Genomic DNA, 17,878 nt, shown 5'->3' with positions numbered 1-17,878 from the left:
TTGGCGTGGCGCTTGTCGACGGGCCGGATCTCCACCGTGCCGTGGTAGTCGATCGGGCTCTTGGGCTGGGAATAGGTGTAGGACCAGGCGGTCTGGGCGACCAGCACCTCATCGACCCGGTCGGCGATCCGCCGCACCGCGCCCATTTCCCCGTCCTTGCCCGAGGTGATCACGCAGGTGGTCTTGAACCAGGGGCCGATCTGGCAGAAGCCGGAAATCTTCTTCCAGGCCACGTCGGCGGGGGCGTTGATCGTCGCCTCCAGCGGCACGGTGACGAAGTCGGCGGCGGCGGCCGCGCCGGCCGACAGGGCGAGCGCGCCGAGCGTCGCGGCGGCCAAGAACATCTTCATTGTGGTTTCCCCCATATGCTTGAAGCGGAGTTTGGCCATGCGACGCGGCGGAAGCCAAGCGCGCGAATGCCTCAGCCGGCGAGCCTTTCCAGCTCAGCGGAGTCGATCTCCTCGTTGGACCAGACGTGCTGGACGTCGTCCTCGTCGTCGAGCGCCTCGAGCAGCTTGAGCAGGACGCCCGCGGCGTCGCCGGCGACCGGCGTGCGCGCTTTGGGCCGCCAGGCCGTCGCGGTGGACTTGGCGGCGCCGAGCGCGGCCTCCAGGGCGGTGGCCACCTCGGAAAGATTCTCGAAGGCGGTGTAGATGGTGTGCTCGTCCTCGTCGGACTCCACATCCTCGGCGCCGGCCTCAATGGCGGCGTCCATGACGCTGTCCTCCGAGCCGGCTGCGGCGGGATAGACGATCTGGCCCACCCGGTCCCACATGAAGGCCACCGAGCCGGTCTCGCCCAGATTGCCGCCGTGCTTGGAGAAGGTGGACCGTACATTGGCCGCGGCCCGGTTGCGGTTATCGGTCAGCACCTCGACGATCACGCCGACTCCGCCGGGACCGAAGCCCTCGTAGCGGATCTCCTCATAGGACTCGGCCTCGCCGCCGGAGGCCTTCTTGATCGCTCGGTCGATGACGTCCTTGGGCAGGGACTCGCCCTTGGCGTTGTTCACCGCCAGCCGCAGCCGGGCGTTCATGTTAGGGTCGGGCAGACCGGACTTGGCCGCCACCGTGATCTCCCGCGACAGCTTGGAGAACAGCTTGGACCGGGCGGAATCCGCGCGGCCCTTGCGGTGCATGATGTTCTTGAACTTGGAATGTCCGGCCATGGTCCGTCTGTGCGGGTCTCTTGGGGAAAGAGCCTTGCTTCTAGCCCTGGCCGGGGCGGGGCGGAACCCCCGGCATGCCGCGTCGCGCTCAGAGCCGGCGCGAAACCCGCAAGGGCATCCCGCCCTTGGGGCGGAGCGTCAGGTCTGAGGTGACCTCGACGCGGTGTCCGGGGACCGGGGCGAATTCGAACCGCGCCAGCCAGTGCGTGAGGATCAGCAGGGCCTCGGCGGTGGCGAACTGGGCGCCGATGCAGATCCGCGGGCCTGCGCCGAAGGGGATATATTGGAAGCGGTGGAGGGTCGCGCGGGCCTCTGGCGCGAACCGTTCCGGATCGAAGCTGTCGGGGTTGTCCCACAGCGCCTCGTGCCGGTGCAGCACCCAGGGCCAGACGCCGATGTAGTCCCCTTTTTTCACCCCCAGGTCGCCCAGCTGGTCGTCGGCCGCGGCCTGCCGGTCGAGCCGGGGGGCGGGCGGATAGAGGCGCAAGGATTCCTGCAGCACCCAGCGCAGGTAGACGAGCCGCTCCAGCACCTCGGCGGGGGATCCGCCGCCGGCCAGCGCCTCGCGCGCCTCCGCCGCCGCCCACGTCTGGACCTTCGGCTGTTCGCTGAGCAGGTAGAGCGTCCAGGCGAGCGCGTTGGCCGCGGTCTCGTGTCCGGCGATCAGGAACGTGACCGCGTTGGCAAGCGCCAGCCGGGCGGCCTCCTTGGGCGGATGATCCGCGGCCAAGGCGTCCAGCAAACGGGTCATGAAGTCCGCGGGCGGTGAAGGGTCGGCCTGGCGCGCGGCGATGAAGGCCGCCAGTCGCGCGGTCAGGAAGGCCTCGGCGCGGCGGCCGGCGCGGGCTGTGGGCGACGGATCCAGGCGGCCCAAACCCAGCAGGGCGAGAAACCCGGCCTTGCCGCTCTGGGCCAGCAGGGCCGCCACGTGACCTGCCGCCTCGTCGCCGTCCAGGCCCTGTTCGGCGGAGAACAGGGCGCGGCTGATCACCTCGAAGCTGGTGTGGACGGCGCCGGCGCCCACGTCGATGACGCGCGGGACCTGGGCGGTCCAGGCCTCGGCGGTCTCCACCGCGGCGCCTACGAAGATCGGCAGAAAGTCCTGGATGGCGGCGGGGGTGAACACCGGAGCCATCAGCCGGCGCTGGCTGCGCCATTCCGCCCCGTCCACGCCGAACAGGCCGTCGGCCGCCAGCGGGAACAACCGGCGCAGCAGGCTGGGTTTCCGATAGTTCGCGGCGTTGTCCCGCAACACTCGCGCCACCGCCTGCGGGTCGTTGATCGTGTGATAGGTGACGCCCAGCAGGGTTCGGCTGGTGTGGGGGTGGCGGAAGCTGTCGGCGGTCCACCACTGGACGATGTTGCGCGAGGCGCGGCCGAACAACTGGCTCCACCTGGATGCGGGCTTGGCCAGCCGGGCCGGGGCGGCCGGCCGGAAACCGACGGTGTCGATCGGTTGGACGCTCATGGCGCTCTCCGCGGAGTTCGAGCGGAAGGTGGGCGCAATGCTGCGATGCAACAAACGACATCTCAGCCGGCGCCTCGTGATCTCAGATCACAGATCGTCCAGCGGTTCGCAGTCGATGCGGCCGACGCCGCCGTGTTGCAGCAGGAACACCGCGTCCTGCGGGACGTCCTGCTGGCCGGCCTCGTCACGTCCGAGGTTGGCGTAGAGACCGCGCAGCACCCGGCCGGAGATGCCGTGGCTCACGGCGATGATCCGGCGGTCGGGCTCGGGCGGCAGGCTGGCCAGCCAGGCGCCGACACGCGCCGCAACGGCCTCGTAGCTCTCGCCGCCCGTGGCCGCATCGAAGGCCCAGCCGGTCTTGCCGAACGTGTCCGGATGCTCGGCCGCCACCTCATCGCGAAGCCGGCCGTCGCTGGCGCCCCAGCTCATTTCCATGAGCCGGTCGTCGAGCTCGACGGGCAGGCCGCCGAGGATGCCGGCGATGATCTCGGCGGTCGATCTGGCGCGGCCCAGCGGACTGGAGACGATGCGCCAGACCGCGGGATCGCGGATCAGGTCACGCAGCAGACGGCCGACCGCCTTGGCCTGGCGGACGCCAAGCTCGGTCAGCGGGCTGTCGTTGTGCCCCTGGATGCGACGCTCGCGGTTGAACTCCGTCTGGCCGTGTCGAACCAGGTAGATCATCGTTTGCGGCGGACAACCGGGTGCGAAGTCGACAAGCCCCCGTCCACCGCCAGGGTCTGGCCGTTGACGTAGGAAGCGTCGTCAGAGGCCAGGAACAGGGCCGCGTGGGCGATCTCGTCCGGCACGCCATAGCGGGCCAGGGGATTCAGCTGGCCGATCTTGTCCCCATTGCCGCGGGCGCGTGCGCCATCGAAGATCGGCTTGGTCATGCCGGTCTCGATCAGGCCAGGCGCGATGGCGTTGACCCGAACGCCGGTCCCATAGAGCTCGTTGGCGCAGGTCTGCACCAGGCTGATCACCCCGGCCTTGGAGGCGGAATAGGCCGGCCCGCCGGCGCCGGAGCGGATGCCGGCCACCGAAGCGGTGCATATGATCGAGCCCTTGCCGTTGGGGATCATCGCGGCCGAGGCGTGCTTCACCGCCAGGAAGGCGCCGATCAGGTTGACCCGCAGGATCTCGGCCCAATAGTCGGCGGTCTGTTCTTGCAGCGTCGCGAACCCGCCGGAGATGCCGGCGTTGGCCCAGACCACATCCAGGGATCCGAACTCGGCCTGGGCGCGGGCGATATAGCCGACCACACACGCCTCGTCGCCGGCGTCGCCGTTCATGGCCACGGCCTTGCCGCCGGCCTTGGCGACCATGTCCGCCGTCTCCGCGACAGCCTCGGCGCGATCGACGCAGACCACGGACGCGCCTTCGCGGGCGAACAACAGAGAGGCGGCGCGACCGATGCCGCTGGCCGCGCCGGTGATGACCGCCGTGCGGCCCTGGAGACGTCCCATGGTGTTTCTGTCCTTAGGCTGAGGGCTTGGCGCGGCGCGCCGCGGCGACGATGGCGTCGATGAAGGTGTCGTAGAGGCCTGGCGGCAGGTCGTGGCCCATGCCGGGGACGACGCGAAGTTCCGCACCGGGAATGGCGGCCGCCGTGGCCTCGCCGCCGGCCTTGGGCAGGAGGGGATCGTCGGCGCCGTGCAGGACGACGACTGGGAGCGTCAGGCCCTTCAGCGCTTCCGTGCGGTCGCCGTCGGCGCGGACGGCGGCCATCTGTCGGGCCACCCCGGGGGGATTGAAGGCGCGCGCATACTCAGCGACGACCCGATTGCGGATTTCATCATCCGTCCACGGATGAGCCGGGCTGCCGATGATGCGCGCGTTGCTGATTCCATGGGCGAGATAGGCGTCATAGTCACTGGCCGGGTCGGGCGCGGGCGCGGTCAGAACGGCGGCGGCCGCCGGGTGCGGTTGCATCGTCGAGGCCTCGCCGGTCGTCGACATGATCGAGGTCATGGAAAGCACCCGGCCCGGATGGTCGAGCGCAAGGCGCTGGACGATCATTCCGCCCATCGAGACGCCGGCGATATGGGCCTGTTTGACGCCGGCCGCGTCGAGCACGGCGACGGCGTCATCGGCCATGTCCCTCAGCGAATATTTGTCGGCGGGCCAGGTGGACAGGCCGGTGTCGCGGTTGTCGAGGCGGATGGCGCGATAGCCCTTCGCTGCGAGCTTCTCGCAGAAGGCTTCCGGCCAGCGGGTCATCTGCGACCCCAGGCCGTTGACCAGCAGGACGGCCTCCGGGCGGTCGTCGCCGAAGCTCTGGTACTCGATCTCGACACTGCCGTTGTGGGCGCGGGGCATGGAAAGCTCCTTCTTTTCTATCTGTGTCATCTCGCTTTTCGCGGAACGCGAAAGACCGGGACCCATCGACGCCGATGGCTTGAGGACTGCCGGCGAGCTTCGCGATCCTGGGTCCCGCACAAGCGCTGCGCGCCTTCCGGGATGACAGCCATTTGTGGGTTCAGGGGATGAGCAGTACTCTCCCCACGGCCTGGCGGCTTTCGATGTAGCGGTGGGCTTCGGCGGCGTCCTTGAGCGCGAAGGTCCTGTCGATGACCACTTTCAGGCTTCCGGAGGCGACGTCGGCGATCAGCTGCTGGATATTGTCGTGGACTCGGTCGGTGGCGATCTCGGCGCCCAGGAAGACGCCGGAGAGGCTGCGGTTGCCGCCCATCATGCTGCCCACATCGACCTTCATCGGCTCGCGTCCGGCCGCGCCCACCATCGACACCCGGCCCCGGTAGGCCAGCGACAGGATCGAGGACTGCAAGGTGGGGCCGCCGACCGAATCAACGATCACGTCAGCCATGTGCTTGTCGGTGAGCCGCGCGACCTCCTTGGCCACGTCGTCGCGCCGGTAGTTGATACCGTGGGTCATGCCCAGGACCTTCAATTTCTCAAGGCGTTCATCGGACGAGGCGGTGGCCAGCACCATGGCGGCGCCGGCGCGGGCGGCCAGCTGGATCGCGGCCACGCCGACGCCGGACGCGCCGGCCTGCACCAGGACGACATCGCCGGCCTTCATGCGACCGAACTCGAACAGGCAGTCGTGCGCCGTGCCGAAGGGCACAGGGATGACCGCGGCCTGGCGGACATCGAGGCCCTTTGGAATCACCCAGGCGGTGCGGGCGGCGACCGCGCGCAGCTCGGCGTGGCTGCCGAAGCCGCCGGTGGTGACCACCCTGTCGCCGAGCCGGATGGAGTCGACCTCTTCGCCGACCGCGACCACCTTACCGGCCGCCTGGTAGCCGACGATGTGCGGGCTGGAGGCCAGCGCGCCGCCCTGCCGGTTCAGCGTGTCGCCGCCTTCGATGGAGACCGCCTCGACGCGGATGACGATGCCCTTGCGGTGGCATTCCGGGTCGGCGACGTCTTCGTAGCGGAACACGTCGGGGCCGCCGTTTTCGTAGTAGACCGCAGCCTTCATGACGCCATTTCCTCTTAAAACATCTGTTTGACGCCACGCATCCCACGGCGTTCCGGGGGGCGCAAGATGCTAGCCCCGAGGCGCGGCGCGGCGGTGGACGCCCACGCTCGCAACCCGCGAGCTGTCGTTGGGAGTTAGTCCATCCTTGTGGGTTAGACGTAGCTTCGGGCGCGCACACGCCGATTTCGACGATTTCGCCCGCCCAGTTTCACGGGGACCATGAAGCCCTCCGACGCCGACCTGATCACCGAAATGCTCTATCGCTACGCCGCCGATCCGGCGACGTGGGATTCGCTGGTCGATGTGCTGGACGACCAGGGTCGCGATGCGCCGTCGGGGGATGAGGCGCTGGAATACGACCGCGCGGTCGATATCGCGCGGCTGTCCAGCCGACCGGGCGAGGGGCCGCACGACCAGCCCTGGCGGGCCGACTTCGGATGGATCGTGGTGGCGGCGGGCGGCAAGGTGCTGGTCTGCAACCCCCTGGCCGCCACGGTGATGGCCGGCGGCCTCGGCCGCGCCGAGGTGAACCGGACGCTGGACTTCCACAGCCCGGCCAATGCCGAAGCCGCGCGCCTAGCGCTGGAACAGGTGCGAGGCGGCACGGGCCAGGTGGTGCTGCGGCTCGAGCGTCCCGGGGGCGAGGGCCCCTGCTTTGCCTATGCCACGCCGGCCGCCAGCGTCGTGGCGCGTCTGGGCGGCGCAGGGTCGCGGGGGACGGGTTTGACAGGCGTGGTGGCTCTGGTGTTTCCGGCGCCGGACGCGGCGTCGCGCCTGTGGCTGGAGGTGCAGCAGAGCTTCGGTCTGACCGAGGCGGAGGTACGGCTGGCGCGCAAGCTGCGCGAAGGCCTGTCGCTGCAGCAGGCGGCCGACAACCTCGGCGTCAAGATCAATACGGTCCGCAACCAGTTGCGGGCGATCTTTGACAAGATGGGCCTGCAGCGACAGAGCGATCTGGTCAGAACGCTGACGGAATTGAGCGCGGTGGCGGGCGCGCTGGACGTCCAGGCGAGCGTGACGGACCTGTCGCGGGTTCTTGCCGACGCGCCACCCGTGCGGGTCTTGACCCTCAAGGACCGGCGCAGGATCGGCTATCGAGACTATGGCGACCCGAGCGGGAAACCCCTGCTGTGGTTTCACGAGGGCCTGGGATCGAGCCTGCTGCCGCCCGGCGCCCAGGCCATCGCCCGGGAGCACGGCCTGCGGATCGTCACCCCGGAGCGGCCGGGGTTCGGCCAGTCCGATCCGCTCTCCGACTATCGCTTCGAGGTGATCGCCCAGGAGGTGGTCGAGCTGTGCGACAACCTGGGCCTTGGGACGGTGTCGCTGGGCGCGGTGATGTCGGGGGCGCCATCGGCCCTGCACACCGCCGCCCGGCTGGGCGCGCGGGCCGAGGTGCTGCTGCTGTGCTCGCCGCGCACGCCCAGGCCGCTGGGGCCGGCGCGCTCGCAGAGCCTGATGATGAGCATGCGCGCGCGGATGGAGGCCAACCCCTGGGTGGTCGATGCGGTCTATGCGGTTCTGCGGCTGCGACGATCCCACGCCCAGACCCGCGAATCCGTGCGGCGTGGGGCGTCCTACGCGCCCGGCGACCGGGCCTATGTGGAAGCCCATCCGGCGGTGGTGGATTTCATCTGGGCCTATATGGGCGAGGCCATGGCCCGATCGAGCCGGGGGCCGGCCGACGAGCTCAAGGCGTTCCAGAGGCATCGCGGCAAGCCCGCGCCCGACCTGCGCTCGCCGGTGATCGTCTGGCAGGGCGCCGAGGACACGCTGACCTCCCTGCCCGATGTGCTGGAGCACCTGGGCTCGCACGCCGCCGAGGTGCGGGTGTTCGAGGGGGTGGGGCACATGCTGGCCCTGAAGCACTGGCGCGAGATCATGGCGCGCGTGGCGCAGGGGCCGGTCAGCACCTAGTGTCCCGATTCCGAAGTTCGCGGGCGCTTGAGGCGGGCGCGGTCGAACTTCGGGATCGACGAGGACACTAGCAAGTGTTTGTTTTCTAGTGTGCTTCTTGGATCTGAAGTTCGCTCAGAGCCTGATCCCTCAAGAACGCGAACTTCAGATCCAGCACACTAGCCCTTTGCGCGTGGACAGGGCGTGCCGGCGCGCCGACACTCCGCCTCGGAGCAGGCGACAAGGAGACGGCGATGACCACACGTGCGCTGGTGCTGGGGGGTGGCGGACCGGTGGGAATCGCCTGGGAGAGCGGGCTGGTGGCGGGCCTTGCCCAGGCCGGCGTCGATCTCGGGCAGGCCGACTTCACCCTTGGAACCTCCGCCGGATCCTTCGTTGGGGCCAGGCTGGCGCTGGGGGCGGACGCCAAGACCCTGGCCGATCCCCTGCTGGCGGCCGCCCAGACACCGGAGGCCCCCGAACCCCGCGCCGCCGCGCCCCGCCCGCCGGCGGATCTGTCGCGGCTGATGCAACTGATGGCCCAGGCGCAGGGCGGGACGCGTAACCCGGCGCAGGCGCGGGCCGAGATCGGCGCCTTCGCCCTGGCCGCGGAGACGCCCGACGAGGCGGCGTTCATCGCGAGCTTCGGCCGGTCCTTCGCCAGCCTGCCCGATGACGCCTGGCCGGACCGGGGTTTTGCCTGCACCGCCATCGACGCCCAGACCGGCGCCTTTCAGCTGTGGACCGGGGACTCCGGCGTCGGCGTGGTGCGCGCGGTGGCCTCGAGCTGCAGCGTTCCGGGCGTCTATCCGCCGGTGACCCTGAAGGGCCGGCGTTACATCGACGGCGGCATGCGTTCGGCCACCAACGCCGACATGGCGTCGGGGCACGCCCTGGTGGTGGTGATCGCGATTCGCCTGGCAGGTGCGGCGGGCACGGCCACGGCGGCGATCGCCGCCGGACTGGACCAGGAGGTCGAGACGTTGAAGGACGGCGGTGCGACGGTGGTGGTGATCACCCCCGACGACGCCAGCCTGGAGGCGATGGGGGCGAACCTGATGGACTTTCGCCAGCGTGGCGCGGCCGCCCGGGCCGGCCTGGCGCAAGGGCACGCCTACGCCGAGCGGCTGAAGGCGCTGTGGGGGTAAGCGACCGGCCCGCCCGCGACGGGGCTCAGCCGTTGCTCTTCACGAAGGCGCGGATCGCCGCGATGATCTGGTCCTGGTCGTCGGGCGCCAGGTATGGGTGCATCGGCAGGCTGATCACCCGGGCCGCCTTGGCCAGCGTCACCGGCAGGCCGTCCGGGGCGACCGGATAGGCGGAATAGACGCCCTGCCGGTGGATCGGAATCGGATAGTAGACCGCCGTCGGTATGCCCTGTTCCCGCAGCCTCGCGGCGAGATCATCGCGGCCGGCTTTCGGGTGATCGGGCAGTTCGATCGTGTACTGGGCCCAGACGCTGATCCCGCCCGCCAGCACGCCAGGCGTGGTCACCAGATCGCCGAGACCCGCGGCATAGCGATCGGCCACACGGTTGCGGGCGGCGATCTCGTCTTCGAAAATCTTCAGCTTTTCGATCAGCACCGCGGCCTGGATCGTGTCCATCCGCGCATTCATCCCGATACGGACATTGAGGTATTTCGGGTCGTGGTCGAAGGTCCTGCCCTCGGTGTCGGACTTCACCGCCTGGCCATGGACGCGCAGGCTGACCAGCAGGTCGTGGAAGCGGGCGTCCTTGCAGAGCACCGCCCCGCCGTCGCCGTAACAGCCCAGCGGCTTGGCCGGGAAGAAGGAGGTTGTGGCGACATCGGCCCAGTGGATCGGATGGCGCCCCGCCAGCGTGCAGCCGAAGCCCTGGGCCGAGTCGGCGATCAGCTTCAGACCGTGCCGGACGCAGACCGCGGCGATCGCCGGATAGTCGGCCGGACCGCCGAACAGATCCACGGCGATGACCGCGCGCGGGGTCAGCCGCCCGGCCGCCTTGACCGCGATGATCGCCGCCTCGAGACTTGCCGGATCGAGGTTGTAGGTCGCCGGGTCGATGTCGACGAACACCGGGCTCGCGCCCACCAGCGGCATCACCTCGGCGGTGGCGGCGAAGGTGAACGAGGGACAGAAAACGGCGTCGCCCGGCCCGATGCCCCAGGCCATCAGCGGCAGCACCAGGGCCTCGGTCCCCGACCCGCAGGACAGCGCGAACGGCGCCTGGCCGAAGGCGCAGAGCTGGCGCTCCAGCTCGGCGATCTCCGGACCCATGATGTAGGCCCCGGACCGCACCACCTTGAGGATGGCCTCCTCCAGCGGCTGGCCCAGACGCCGCCTCTGGGCCTGCAGGTCGATGAACGGAATCATGGGCGGTCTCTCGCGAACGTCGCGTGCGCTCATGCCACGCGGCGCACCATCAGGCCAAGACACGCTTGATGACGCCGTGTTGCCGATGGCGGCGTTCGCGGAACTGGGGCATGCTGCGGGCGCCGGCACAGGCAGGGGGTTCTGAAATGGTTGCGACGACGATGAGCGCGGTCCGCGAACGCGGCCGCTACTTCTATGTCTGGATGGCTGCCGTCTGCGCGCTGATCGCCTTCGGCGGTTTTGCGCCGACCTATTGGCTGCAACTGGCGCCGCGCACCTTCGTGGGGCCGGCGCTGCTGCACATCCACGCGGCGGTGTTCTCGGCCTGGACCCTGCTGCTGCTCTCACAGACGTGGCTGGCCTCGCAAGGCCGCCTCGACCACCATCGCGCCTGGGGCCTGGCCGGGATCGCCCTGGCCAGCGTCATGGTGGTGCTGGGGATCGCCGCGGCGATCTATTCCATGAAGGTGGGGCTGGCGGCCGGCTATGGTGACAGGTCGCGGGGCTTCCTGCTGGTGCCGCTCACCGCCATCGGCCTGTTCGCCGGCTTCTTCATCGCCGCGATCGTCAATATCAATCGGTCCGAGACCCACAAGCGGCTGATCCTGCTGGCCACCATCTCGCTGCTGCAGGCGGCGGTGGCGCGTGTGTTCTTCATCCTGGCGACTGGCGGGGGGCCGGGCGCGCGGCCCGGCATCGGCCCGCCCCCGCCGATGGCCATCGCCCTGGTCCCGAGCCTCTTTCTCGACCTGCTGATCGTCGCGGGCATGGTCTATGACTGGCGCAGGCGCGGGCGGCCACATCCGGCCTGGATCGTCGGCCTGGTGGTGATCACCGCGGTGGTATTGCTGCGCGGGCCGCTCTCGACGACCCCCGGCTGGCTGGCCTTCGCTGAGTCCCTGGGCCACATCGCCGGATGACCCCGGTGACTTAGAGGATCGGCGGCAGGCTGACCGTCAGGGTTCCGACCACGGCGGCGTCGCAGGCCTTGGGCTGGAAGCCGCAGTTGCTCCGCGTGCGGTCGTTGTCGAGGTATCGCAGCTCAAAGGCGAGCGTCTTCCACGCATAGGCGGCGCCCAGGCTCCAGTAGATCCGGTCGTGGCCGCGTCCGCCGCCCTGGGCGCCTGCGAGGACCTTGAGCGTCAGTCGCGGCGTCACCGCGAAGTCCGCCTCGCCCTCGACCCTTCGCACCTCGCCCGACCCATAGGACCCCCGCGGGACGTAGGACGCGAGGGCAAGCGTCGTCCAGGGCCCGGCGACGTGCTTGGCCTGGATCTTGGTCTGGGCGAAATCGAGCGTTGGCCCTGGCGTGCGGTTGTCGGGAAATACGGTCCACATCTCTTCGAGCTTCAGCTCGGTTCGCCCGTCGTTGACGCTGAAATTCTTGCCGGCGTAGCCGTCCAGTTCGTAGGTCGGGGCGCCGGCATATCCGAAGTCCACCTGGGTCGCGAACAGGCCGACGTAGAGGCCGTCCGCCCGCTGCCAATGAGCATAGCCCTGGACGACCGGTCGCCCGCGGGACTCGCTGACGCCCTGGTAGCGGTAGTCGCTGGTCAGCATGACGGCCGAAAAGATCCCCCAGTCCCGCGCGTGGGCCTGTGCCGGCGCGGCGAGGGCGACCAGTGCGGCGGCTGCGAGCTGCGATCTCATGATGGTGCTCCGGCTGAACAGGCATGGGTCTAGCTCCGGCGTAGCATTGCGTGATACTGAATTACTTGCATGAGTGAATTCGATTTCAATCAAATACGCCGGCTGGACGGTGGCCTGCTGCTGGTGTTCCGCGAGTTGATGCGCACCCGTCGCGCCGGCGCCGTGGCCCAGCGGCTGGGGCTCAGCCCCTCGGCGATCAGCCATGCGCTGACCCGGCTGCGCGACCTGTTCGACGACCCGTTGTTCATCCGCCGGCCGCACGGGTTTGAGCCGACCCGGCGGGCCGAGGAGCTGGGGCCGCAGGTAGAGGCGCTGATCGAGCTGACCGGGCGGACTCTGTCGCGGGACGCCGGCTTCGAGCCCTTGCGGAGCACGCGGACCTTCCGCTTCGCGGCCCCCGAGTTCGTCACCGCGCTGATCGGAGCGGAGCTGATCGGCCAGCTCAAGGCCGCCGCGCCAGGGGTCAATTTCGGGGTTGGCTTCTTCGGCGAGGAGGACGCCTTCCGCGCCCTTCGGAGGGGCGAGATCGACTTCGCGATCGGCCGGTTCGGCGCCGCACGCCCAGGCTTCATCGTCGAGCCGCTGTTCGAGGATGGCTACTGCGTGGCCGCCCGCAGGGATCACCCGCAGTTGAAGGGCGCGATCGACGGCGCGCAATGGCGGGACATTGGCCACATCTACGCCTGGTCGGCCTCCGAGGTTGGCGGTGACGTGGGATCCGATGTGCGCATCAAGCACCTGGCGTCCGTGCCGCAGTGGCTGACCGCGCTGGTGATGGCGGCCTCGACCGACGGTCTGGTGACCTGTCCGCGCAGGCTGGCGGAACGCCATGCCGCGCGGCTGGGACTGCAGGTACTGGACACGCCCTTCCCACCAAACACCATCAGCGTCTCGGTGATGCGCCGCGCGGGCGCGAACGACGCCGGCGTCGACTGGTTTCTGGGGCAGGTCCGCGAGGCCGTGGGCGCCTAGTCTCCCCGCAACGGCGACCGCTGCCAACCCAACCGAGCAGTTGGAAAGTTCCGTCAACGGACCGGTGAAAATCCCTGGGTGTTTAGGTGGGCGCAGCGTCAGCGTTGCTGAAGACGATCGTAACGCGAGATCCCTCCCCCGGGGCGGATTGGATTTCGATGTGCGCCTTGGCGTTCTGTTGAAGAGAGCGGACGATCAGCGCGGACAGCTTCCCCGGCCGGGGCCAACTTACGCCCGGTGGGAGACCGACGCCATCGTCAGCGACCACGACGCGGCAGCCTGACGCGAGGTTCGTGCACTGCAGCCTGATGGTCCCACCGTCACGTCCCACGAAGGCGTGTTTGAGTGCGTTGGTCATCAACTCGTTGACAACAAGGCCAGCGGGCATGGCGACGTCGATCGAGACCGGCCAGGTGTCCGCTTGCAACTCCAGCCGAACGCCTTCCGGCGCATGGGCGCGCATAACTGCCGACGCGATCTCGCTGAGGTAGATTCCCAAGTCTACCGCGTTCTCTTGTCCGGCTTCACCGAGAGCGCGATATAGCAGGCCGAGCGCCTCGACCCGGCCAGCAAGCCGATCGAACCCTTCGCCGAGCGACCGGTCCGATACCCCTTTTGCTTCCACCCGGATAAGGGCGGTGATCATCTGCAGATTGTTTTTCACCCGATGCTGCAGTTCGAGAAGCTGCGTGTCCTTCTCCCGGACCTGGTCCTGCAATTCGTCGAGAACAGACCCTTCGCGGGCGGCCAATTCCACGAGGGCGACCAAGCGGAACATGGGCGCGCCGCTTTCGTCCTCGATCACATTCGACCACGCGTCCACCGCAAGCTCCGCGCCCGCTCGAGAGAGGGCAAGTGTTCCAACGTAGTCTCGCTCCTCAACCAGGATCTGACTGAGGGTCCGCGAATTTTCCAGCGGTGCTTTCGGTTCTGGGAGACGATCCCAATGTCCGCCGAGGAGCTCGCGGCTACCCTCGCCGGTCAGTCGCTCGAACGCGTTGTTGGCGTACACGATCCGCTCGGTCGGTTGCAGCTTTGAGACAGCGATCGCAACGGGGAGCTGATCCAGAAATTGTTGGAACTGCTCATTTTCCAGAGCGTCGGCGAGGGCTGGACTTTCAAGCAATTGCCCAACGTCGCCGGGAGGGCAGTCGGAAGACATGATACCAACTCCAAACTCGCGATGGTGGCCGCCAAACGGTTCTGTATTCCGTCTTGGTGGCCGAAGCCAACGTACGGCCTGCCCGGCCGCGAGCAGAACTCGGCGTTTCAGCGCGCGGGCGCGGGCATGCAGGCGGGCTGACGAGGAAACGGGTCGCCGCCTACCACGGGAGCCCGCCTGCTCCAATCAGGTTGAGCCGCGCGAACGGTGCCTAGATCTGGCGGGCGCGGCCCTCCCAATAGGGGGCGCGGACCTTGTTGCGCTGGATTTTGCCGGCTTCGGAGCGGGGCAGGTCGGCGACGAAATCGACGCTGCGCGGGACCTTGAACGCCGGCAGGGTGGCGCGCGCGAAGGCCAGGATCTCCTGGGCCAGCCGGTCGGAGGGCGCGAACCCGTCCTTGAGCATGATCACCGCCTTGACCTGCTCGCCCCACTCGTCGTGCGGCACGCCGACGGTGGAGGTGTCGGCCACCGCCTCGTGCTTGATCAGCTCGTTGTCGACCTCCTGCGGATAGATGTTGACCCCGCCGGAGATGATCGTCTCGGCGTTGCGGCCGGTGAGGAACAGATAGCCGTCCTCATCGAAATAGCCGACGTCGCCCATGGTGAAATAGTCGCCGACCCGATTGGCCTGGGTCTTGGCCTCGTCCTTGTAGTAGGTGAAGCCGCCGCCGGGGGGCAGTTGGTGATAGATCCCGCCGGCCACCCCGGTCGGGCACTCGTTACCCTGGTCGTCGAGGATCCTGGAGCCCAGCAGCTCGGGGCGCTTGCCCACCGAGCCGGGCTTGCGCAGCCATTCCTCCGAAGAGATGACGAAGCCCGCGCCGCCCTCGGAGCCGGCATAGTATTCGCTGAGGACGGGTCCGAACCAGTCGATCATCGCGGACTTGACCTCCGGCGGGCAGGGGGCCGCACCGTGGACGATGTAGCTGACATGGCCGATCTGATAATTGGCCTTGACCTCCTCGGGCAGGGCCAGCAGCCGTTGGAACATGATCGGCACGAGGTGCAGGTGGGTCACGCGCTTCTCATGGATGACCCGCAGCACCTGCTCGGAGTCCCACTTGTCGAGGAACACGAGCTGGCAGCCGGCGCCCAGGGCGGCGCGGACGTCGAAGGCCAGGGGGGCGGCGTGATAGGCGGGGCCGGCGCAAAGCTGCACCGACCGCTCATGGTCGTAGCCGCGCAGGGCGTAGATGGCCTGCGTGGGGACCACCGGCTGAGCGCGGTACACGCCCTTGGGCCGCCCCGTGGTGCCGGAGGTGTACATCATGGCGTTGCCGAGCGTCGGATCATCGATGTCGCTTCCGTGCAGCTCGGCCAGCGTCGCGTCGTAGTCGAGGAAGCCGTCGATCGGCCCGCCGATGGCGACCTTGACCCGCAGATCCGGACACTGGGCGACCGCGGCGCAGGCCGTGGCCACCCGGGCCTCGCAGAACACCGCCTTGGCCTCGCAGTCCTTGATGATGTAGCCGATCTCGTCGGCGTTCAGGTGCCAGTTGACCGGGGTGATCCGCAGGCCGGCGCGCTGGGTGGCGGCCAGAACCTCGACGAATTCGACGCGGTTGGAGCAGACCAGGGCGACGGAGTCCCCGTCCTCCAGGCCGTGGGCGCGCAGTAGGCGGACGATTCGATTGGCGCTGGCGTTCACCTTACCGAAGGTATGGGTCTTGCCGGAGGGGTCGTGGATGAACACGGCGTCAGGCTTCAGGTCGGCCCAGACGGCCAGGGTCATGCCGCTGTCGCCGGCGGCGCCCAGCCGGTCGTCGAGGCTCGCGCGGTCCTTCAGGTCGTCCATCAAATCCTCCCCGGCGCTGACGCAAATCGGCGCGATCAATACCTATTGGAGGCGTCGGCGGGTGGGACGAAATAGTCCCCGCGCCTCAAGTCCGGCAGCCTCGCGGCCACCATCACATGAGACAAAGCGGGCGACAATTGGCCGCTAGTCAAAGGTCCTTGAGGCCCACCGCCAGGCCAGGTATCCGGCCGACGCCCCGACGGCGGTGAGGAAGGTTCCCCAGCAGATGTCGATCACGGTGATGCGGGTGGCCCAGACCTTCAGCGTCGCCTGGTTGGTCAGGTCGTAGGTGGCGTAGCACATGGCGCCCAGCAGGGCGCCGGTCAGGGCGGTCTTCGCCAGCCCGGCATCGCGGTTGGGCAGGATCGCCAGAAGGACCACGCCCAGCACATAGACCAGGTAGAAGACGATGGCGGCGGGCATCGCCGGCTTGTCGGCCAGCGCATAATCGAGCGTCGGCCGATAGACCTTCTGGCCAGCCAGCGTGAGATAGATGGCGTCGAGGATAGCGAAGGCCGCGCCGGTCCCCAGGTAGGTGATCAGGTACTTCAGCATTTCGTCTTCGCTCCCCCATCCCTGTCATCCCGGCCGCAGCAAAGCGGAGAGCCGGGACCCAGAAGGTCTTGCCGTGCGGTTACTCCTGGGTTCCGGATCGGCCGGCAGCCGTCCGGGATGACAGGATTGATTGGGTTTCTACGCTGGCCTCAGCCGATAGTGGCTGACGCCCCATTCGTCGCCGCCACGGTGGCCGAAGAGGCCGGCGGTGGCCAGGAAGAACAGCCGCCAGCGCCTGTGCCACAGCACCGCCTGGTCGCCGTAGACGGACTTCAGCACCGGGCGAATGGCGGAGATGTTGCGGTCGTAGTTGGCCAGCCAGTGCAGCGCGGTCTGCTCATAGTGGGCGCCGCTCCAGCGCCAGTCCTGCTCGACCGCGAACAGGTCGGGGAACTGGGTCATCAGGCCGTGGCTCGGCATCACGCCGCCGGCGAAGAAGTGCTGGGCGATCCAGTCGGCCTCGTCCTCGACGTCGAAGCGATAGGCGCCGGCGCGGTGGGTGAAGATGTGAATGAACAGCCGGCCATCCGGCTTCAGCCAGGTCTTTACGCGGCCCAGCAGGGCGCGCCAGTTGGCCATATGCTCGAACATCTCGACCGAGACAACGCGGTCGAACTGGCCGGCATCGCCCCCTTCAGTATTTGGGGGGTCGAAATCGTTCATGTCGGCGGTGACCACCGTCAGGTTGGTCAGGCCCTCGGCGCGCGCCCGGCCGCGGATGAACTCGCCCTGGCTGGCCGAGTTGGACACCGAGGTGATCCGCGCGTGCGGATAGGCCCTGGCCATCCACAACGACAGCGAGCCCCAGCCGCAGCCGAGTTCCAGGACGCGCTGGCCGTCCATCAGGTCGGCGTGGCGGCAGGTCTCGGCGAGCGCCCGGTCCTCGGACTGGGCCAGGGTCTCGCCCGGGGCGTAGAGGCACGAGGAGTATTTGAGCCGCGGGCCCAGGCAGGCCTCGAAGAAGGCGGCGGGCACCTCATAGTGCTGTTCGTTGGCCGCGTCGGTGTGCTCGGCGATCGGGCGTGTGGCCATCTGGCGAGCGAAGGCGGCGTCGGCTCCGGGCGCCGTGGCGGCGGCCTGGCGGCGCGCGCCGGAGACCAGCACCTGGATCGCGGCCCTGCGCAGCGCGTCGGGCAGGGGCGCGCCCTCGAAGGCCTGCAGGGCGGTGGAGACGAGACTCATGCGGATCCTCGGGAAGGTTTGGGCGGCCAGGGGAAGAAGGCGCTGACCCGCCGCTGATAGGCGCGGTAGGCATCGCCCTTGGAGCGGAGCTGGGCTTCTTCCAGCGGCGGGATGCCGGAAATGCGGGTGAGCAGGAGGAACATCACCAGGGCTGCAGCGAAGCTCAGCCAGGTCACCGGGCGGGCCAGGTCAAGCGCGATCAGCGGATAGGCCAGCCAGCCCAGCCACTC

Annotated in this window: 18 protein-coding genes; 4 read left to right on the top strand and 14 right to left on the bottom strand. The window is 68.7% G+C overall.

Annotated features, from left to right (window positions below):
- The 7 genes from RMN86_RS13660 to RMN86_RS13630 all read right to left on the bottom strand — a co-directional run.
- The coding region (locus tag RMN86_RS13660; RefSeq protein WP_309606402.1) for an SRPBCC family protein at positions 1-350 on the bottom strand (350 nt) is incomplete at its 3' end.
- A gap of 71 nt (positions 351-421) precedes the next feature.
- Positions 422-1,168, bottom strand: coding sequence for a YebC/PmpR family DNA-binding transcriptional regulator (locus RMN86_RS13655; protein WP_309606401.1), 747 nt, complete (start codon positions 1,166-1,168; stop codon positions 422-424).
- An 88-nt stretch (positions 1,169-1,256) separates the two neighbouring features.
- Positions 1,257-2,636: a cytochrome P450 gene (locus RMN86_RS13650; RefSeq protein WP_309606400.1), complete on the bottom strand. Its 1,380-nt coding sequence runs from the start codon at positions 2,634-2,636 to the stop codon at positions 1,257-1,259.
- Positions 2,637-2,723: 87 nt separating this feature from the next.
- Positions 2,724-3,320 (bottom strand): histidine phosphatase family protein, encoded by a 597-nt coding sequence (locus tag RMN86_RS13645; RefSeq protein ID WP_309606399.1) that lies wholly within the window; start codon positions 3,318-3,320, stop codon positions 2,724-2,726.
- A complete protein-coding gene (locus RMN86_RS13640) occupies positions 3,317-4,102 on the bottom strand; it encodes an SDR family NAD(P)-dependent oxidoreductase (RefSeq protein ID WP_309606398.1) in 786 nt (261 codons plus the stop codon). Before RMN86_RS13640 ends, RMN86_RS13645 begins: the two co-directional genes overlap by 4 nt.
- A 13-nt stretch (positions 4,103-4,115) precedes the next feature.
- Positions 4,116-4,955: an alpha/beta hydrolase gene (locus RMN86_RS13635; protein WP_309606397.1), complete on the bottom strand. Its 840-nt coding sequence runs from the start codon at positions 4,953-4,955 to the stop codon at positions 4,116-4,118.
- A 160-nt stretch (positions 4,956-5,115) separates the two neighbouring features.
- The gene (locus RMN86_RS13630; protein ID WP_309606396.1) at positions 5,116-6,081 is read right to left on the bottom strand and encodes a zinc-binding alcohol dehydrogenase family protein; all 966 of its coding nucleotides are present in this window, start codon (positions 6,079-6,081) and stop codon (positions 5,116-5,118) included.
- A gap of 219 nt (positions 6,082-6,300) precedes the next feature.
- On the opposite strand from RMN86_RS13630, the gene RMN86_RS13625 reads away from it, so the two are divergent.
- Together RMN86_RS13625 and RMN86_RS13620 are read left to right on the top strand one after the other, a co-directional pair.
- Positions 6,301-7,998 (top strand): LuxR C-terminal-related transcriptional regulator, encoded by a 1,698-nt coding sequence (locus RMN86_RS13625; protein ID WP_309606395.1) that lies wholly within the window; start codon positions 6,301-6,303, stop codon positions 7,996-7,998.
- Between the two features lie 233 nt (positions 7,999-8,231).
- Entirely contained in the window at positions 8,232-9,125 is an 894-nt protein-coding gene (locus RMN86_RS13620; RefSeq protein WP_309606394.1) for a patatin-like phospholipase family protein, read from the top strand.
- 25 nt (positions 9,126-9,150) lie between these two features.
- Here the strand turns inward: RMN86_RS13620 and RMN86_RS13615 are convergent, their stop codons facing one another.
- Positions 9,151-10,329, bottom strand: a complete 1,179-nt coding sequence (locus RMN86_RS13615; RefSeq protein ID WP_309606393.1) for a DegT/DnrJ/EryC1/StrS aminotransferase family protein — start codon at positions 10,327-10,329, stop codon at positions 9,151-9,153.
- 146 nt (positions 10,330-10,475) lie between these two features.
- Between RMN86_RS13615 and RMN86_RS13610 the strand changes: the two genes are divergently transcribed.
- Complete coding sequence (locus RMN86_RS13610) at positions 10,476-11,249, top strand: hypothetical protein (protein ID WP_309606392.1); 774 nt, start codon at positions 10,476-10,478, stop codon at positions 11,247-11,249.
- 10 nt (positions 11,250-11,259) lie between these two features.
- Here the strand turns inward: RMN86_RS13610 and RMN86_RS13605 are convergent, their stop codons facing one another.
- On the bottom strand, positions 11,260-11,979 hold the full coding sequence (locus RMN86_RS13605; protein WP_309606391.1) for a TorF family putative porin: 720 nt from the start codon (positions 11,977-11,979) through the stop codon (positions 11,260-11,262).
- Between the two features lie 69 nt (positions 11,980-12,048).
- On the opposite strand from RMN86_RS13605, the gene RMN86_RS13600 reads away from it, so the two are divergent.
- On the top strand, positions 12,049-12,951 hold the full coding sequence (locus tag RMN86_RS13600; protein WP_309606390.1) for a LysR family transcriptional regulator: 903 nt from the start codon (positions 12,049-12,051) through the stop codon (positions 12,949-12,951).
- A gap of 82 nt (positions 12,952-13,033) precedes the next feature.
- On the opposite strand, the gene RMN86_RS13595 is transcribed toward RMN86_RS13600, so the two are convergent.
- From RMN86_RS13595 to RMN86_RS13575, 5 genes are all read right to left on the bottom strand, one after another.
- Positions 13,034-14,113: a histidine kinase dimerization/phosphoacceptor domain -containing protein gene (locus RMN86_RS13595; RefSeq protein WP_309606389.1), complete on the bottom strand. Its 1,080-nt coding sequence runs from the start codon at positions 14,111-14,113 to the stop codon at positions 13,034-13,036.
- Between the two features lie 211 nt (positions 14,114-14,324).
- Positions 14,325-15,911 (bottom strand): AMP-binding protein, encoded by a 1,587-nt coding sequence (locus tag RMN86_RS13590; protein WP_309606388.1) that lies wholly within the window; start codon positions 15,909-15,911, stop codon positions 14,325-14,327.
- Between the two features lie 144 nt (positions 15,912-16,055).
- Positions 16,056-16,466, bottom strand: a complete 411-nt coding sequence (locus RMN86_RS13585) for a DUF2177 family protein (RefSeq protein WP_309606387.1) — start codon at positions 16,464-16,466, stop codon at positions 16,056-16,058.
- 138 nt (positions 16,467-16,604) lie between these two features.
- Positions 16,605-17,648 carry a cyclopropane-fatty-acyl-phospholipid synthase family protein gene (locus RMN86_RS13580; protein ID WP_309606386.1) on the bottom strand — a complete coding sequence of 348 codons (1,044 nt, stop codon included), beginning with the start codon at positions 17,646-17,648 and terminating at the stop codon, positions 16,605-16,607.
- Positions 17,645-17,878 (bottom strand): DUF1295 domain-containing protein (locus RMN86_RS13575; RefSeq protein ID WP_309606385.1); only part of this gene is annotated, 234 nt, incomplete at its 5' end. The genes RMN86_RS13580 and RMN86_RS13575, both read right to left, overlap by 4 nt.

The organism is Phenylobacterium sp., from assembly GCF_031360265.1.
Taxonomy (GTDB): domain Bacteria; phylum Pseudomonadota; class Alphaproteobacteria; order Caulobacterales; family Caulobacteraceae; genus Phenylobacterium.
Note: the sequence above shows the minus strand (reverse complement) of the source record. Positions and strands in the feature narration are given on the sequence as shown.

What these genes read in the sequence shown, in the direction of transcription:
- RMN86_RS13655 (WP_309606401.1), bottom strand. Translation starts at nt 1,168, where the DNA reads ATGGCCGGACATTCCAAGTTCAAGAACATCATGCACCGCAAGGGCCGC.
- RMN86_RS13650 (WP_309606400.1), bottom strand. Translation starts at nt 2,636, where the DNA reads ATGAGCGTCCAACCGATCGACACCGTCGGTTTCCGGCCGGCCGCCCCG.
- RMN86_RS13645 (WP_309606399.1), bottom strand. Translation starts at nt 3,320, where the DNA reads ATGATCTACCTGGTTCGACACGGCCAGACGGAGTTCAACCGCGAGCGT.
- RMN86_RS13640 (WP_309606398.1), bottom strand. Translation starts at nt 4,102, where the DNA reads ATGGGACGTCTCCAGGGCCGCACGGCGGTCATCACCGGCGCGGCCAGC.
- RMN86_RS13635 (WP_309606397.1), bottom strand. Translation starts at nt 4,955, where the DNA reads ATGCCCCGCGCCCACAACGGCAGTGTCGAGATCGAGTACCAGAGCTTC.
- RMN86_RS13630 (WP_309606396.1), bottom strand. Translation starts at nt 6,081, where the DNA reads ATGAAGGCTGCGGTCTACTACGAAAACGGCGGCCCCGACGTGTTCCGC.
- RMN86_RS13625 (WP_309606395.1), top strand. Translation starts at nt 6,301, where the DNA reads ATGAAGCCCTCCGACGCCGACCTGATCACCGAAATGCTCTATCGCTAC.
- RMN86_RS13620 (WP_309606394.1), top strand. Translation starts at nt 8,232, where the DNA reads ATGACCACACGTGCGCTGGTGCTGGGGGGTGGCGGACCGGTGGGAATC.
- RMN86_RS13615 (WP_309606393.1), bottom strand. Translation starts at nt 10,329, where the DNA reads ATGATTCCGTTCATCGACCTGCAGGCCCAGAGGCGGCGTCTGGGCCAG.
- RMN86_RS13610 (WP_309606392.1), top strand. Translation starts at nt 10,476, where the DNA reads ATGGTTGCGACGACGATGAGCGCGGTCCGCGAACGCGGCCGCTACTTC.
- RMN86_RS13605 (WP_309606391.1), bottom strand. Translation starts at nt 11,979, where the DNA reads ATGAGATCGCAGCTCGCAGCCGCCGCACTGGTCGCCCTCGCCGCGCCG.
- RMN86_RS13600 (WP_309606390.1), top strand. Translation starts at nt 12,049, where the DNA reads ATGAGTGAATTCGATTTCAATCAAATACGCCGGCTGGACGGTGGCCTG.
- RMN86_RS13595 (WP_309606389.1), bottom strand. Translation starts at nt 14,113, where the DNA reads ATGTCTTCCGACTGCCCTCCCGGCGACGTTGGGCAATTGCTTGAAAGT.
- RMN86_RS13590 (WP_309606388.1), bottom strand. Translation starts at nt 15,911, where the DNA reads ATGGACGACCTGAAGGACCGCGCGAGCCTCGACGACCGGCTGGGCGCC.
- RMN86_RS13585 (WP_309606387.1), bottom strand. Translation starts at nt 16,466, where the DNA reads ATGCTGAAGTACCTGATCACCTACCTGGGGACCGGCGCGGCCTTCGCT.
- RMN86_RS13580 (WP_309606386.1), bottom strand. Translation starts at nt 17,648, where the DNA reads ATGAGTCTCGTCTCCACCGCCCTGCAGGCCTTCGAGGGCGCGCCCCTG.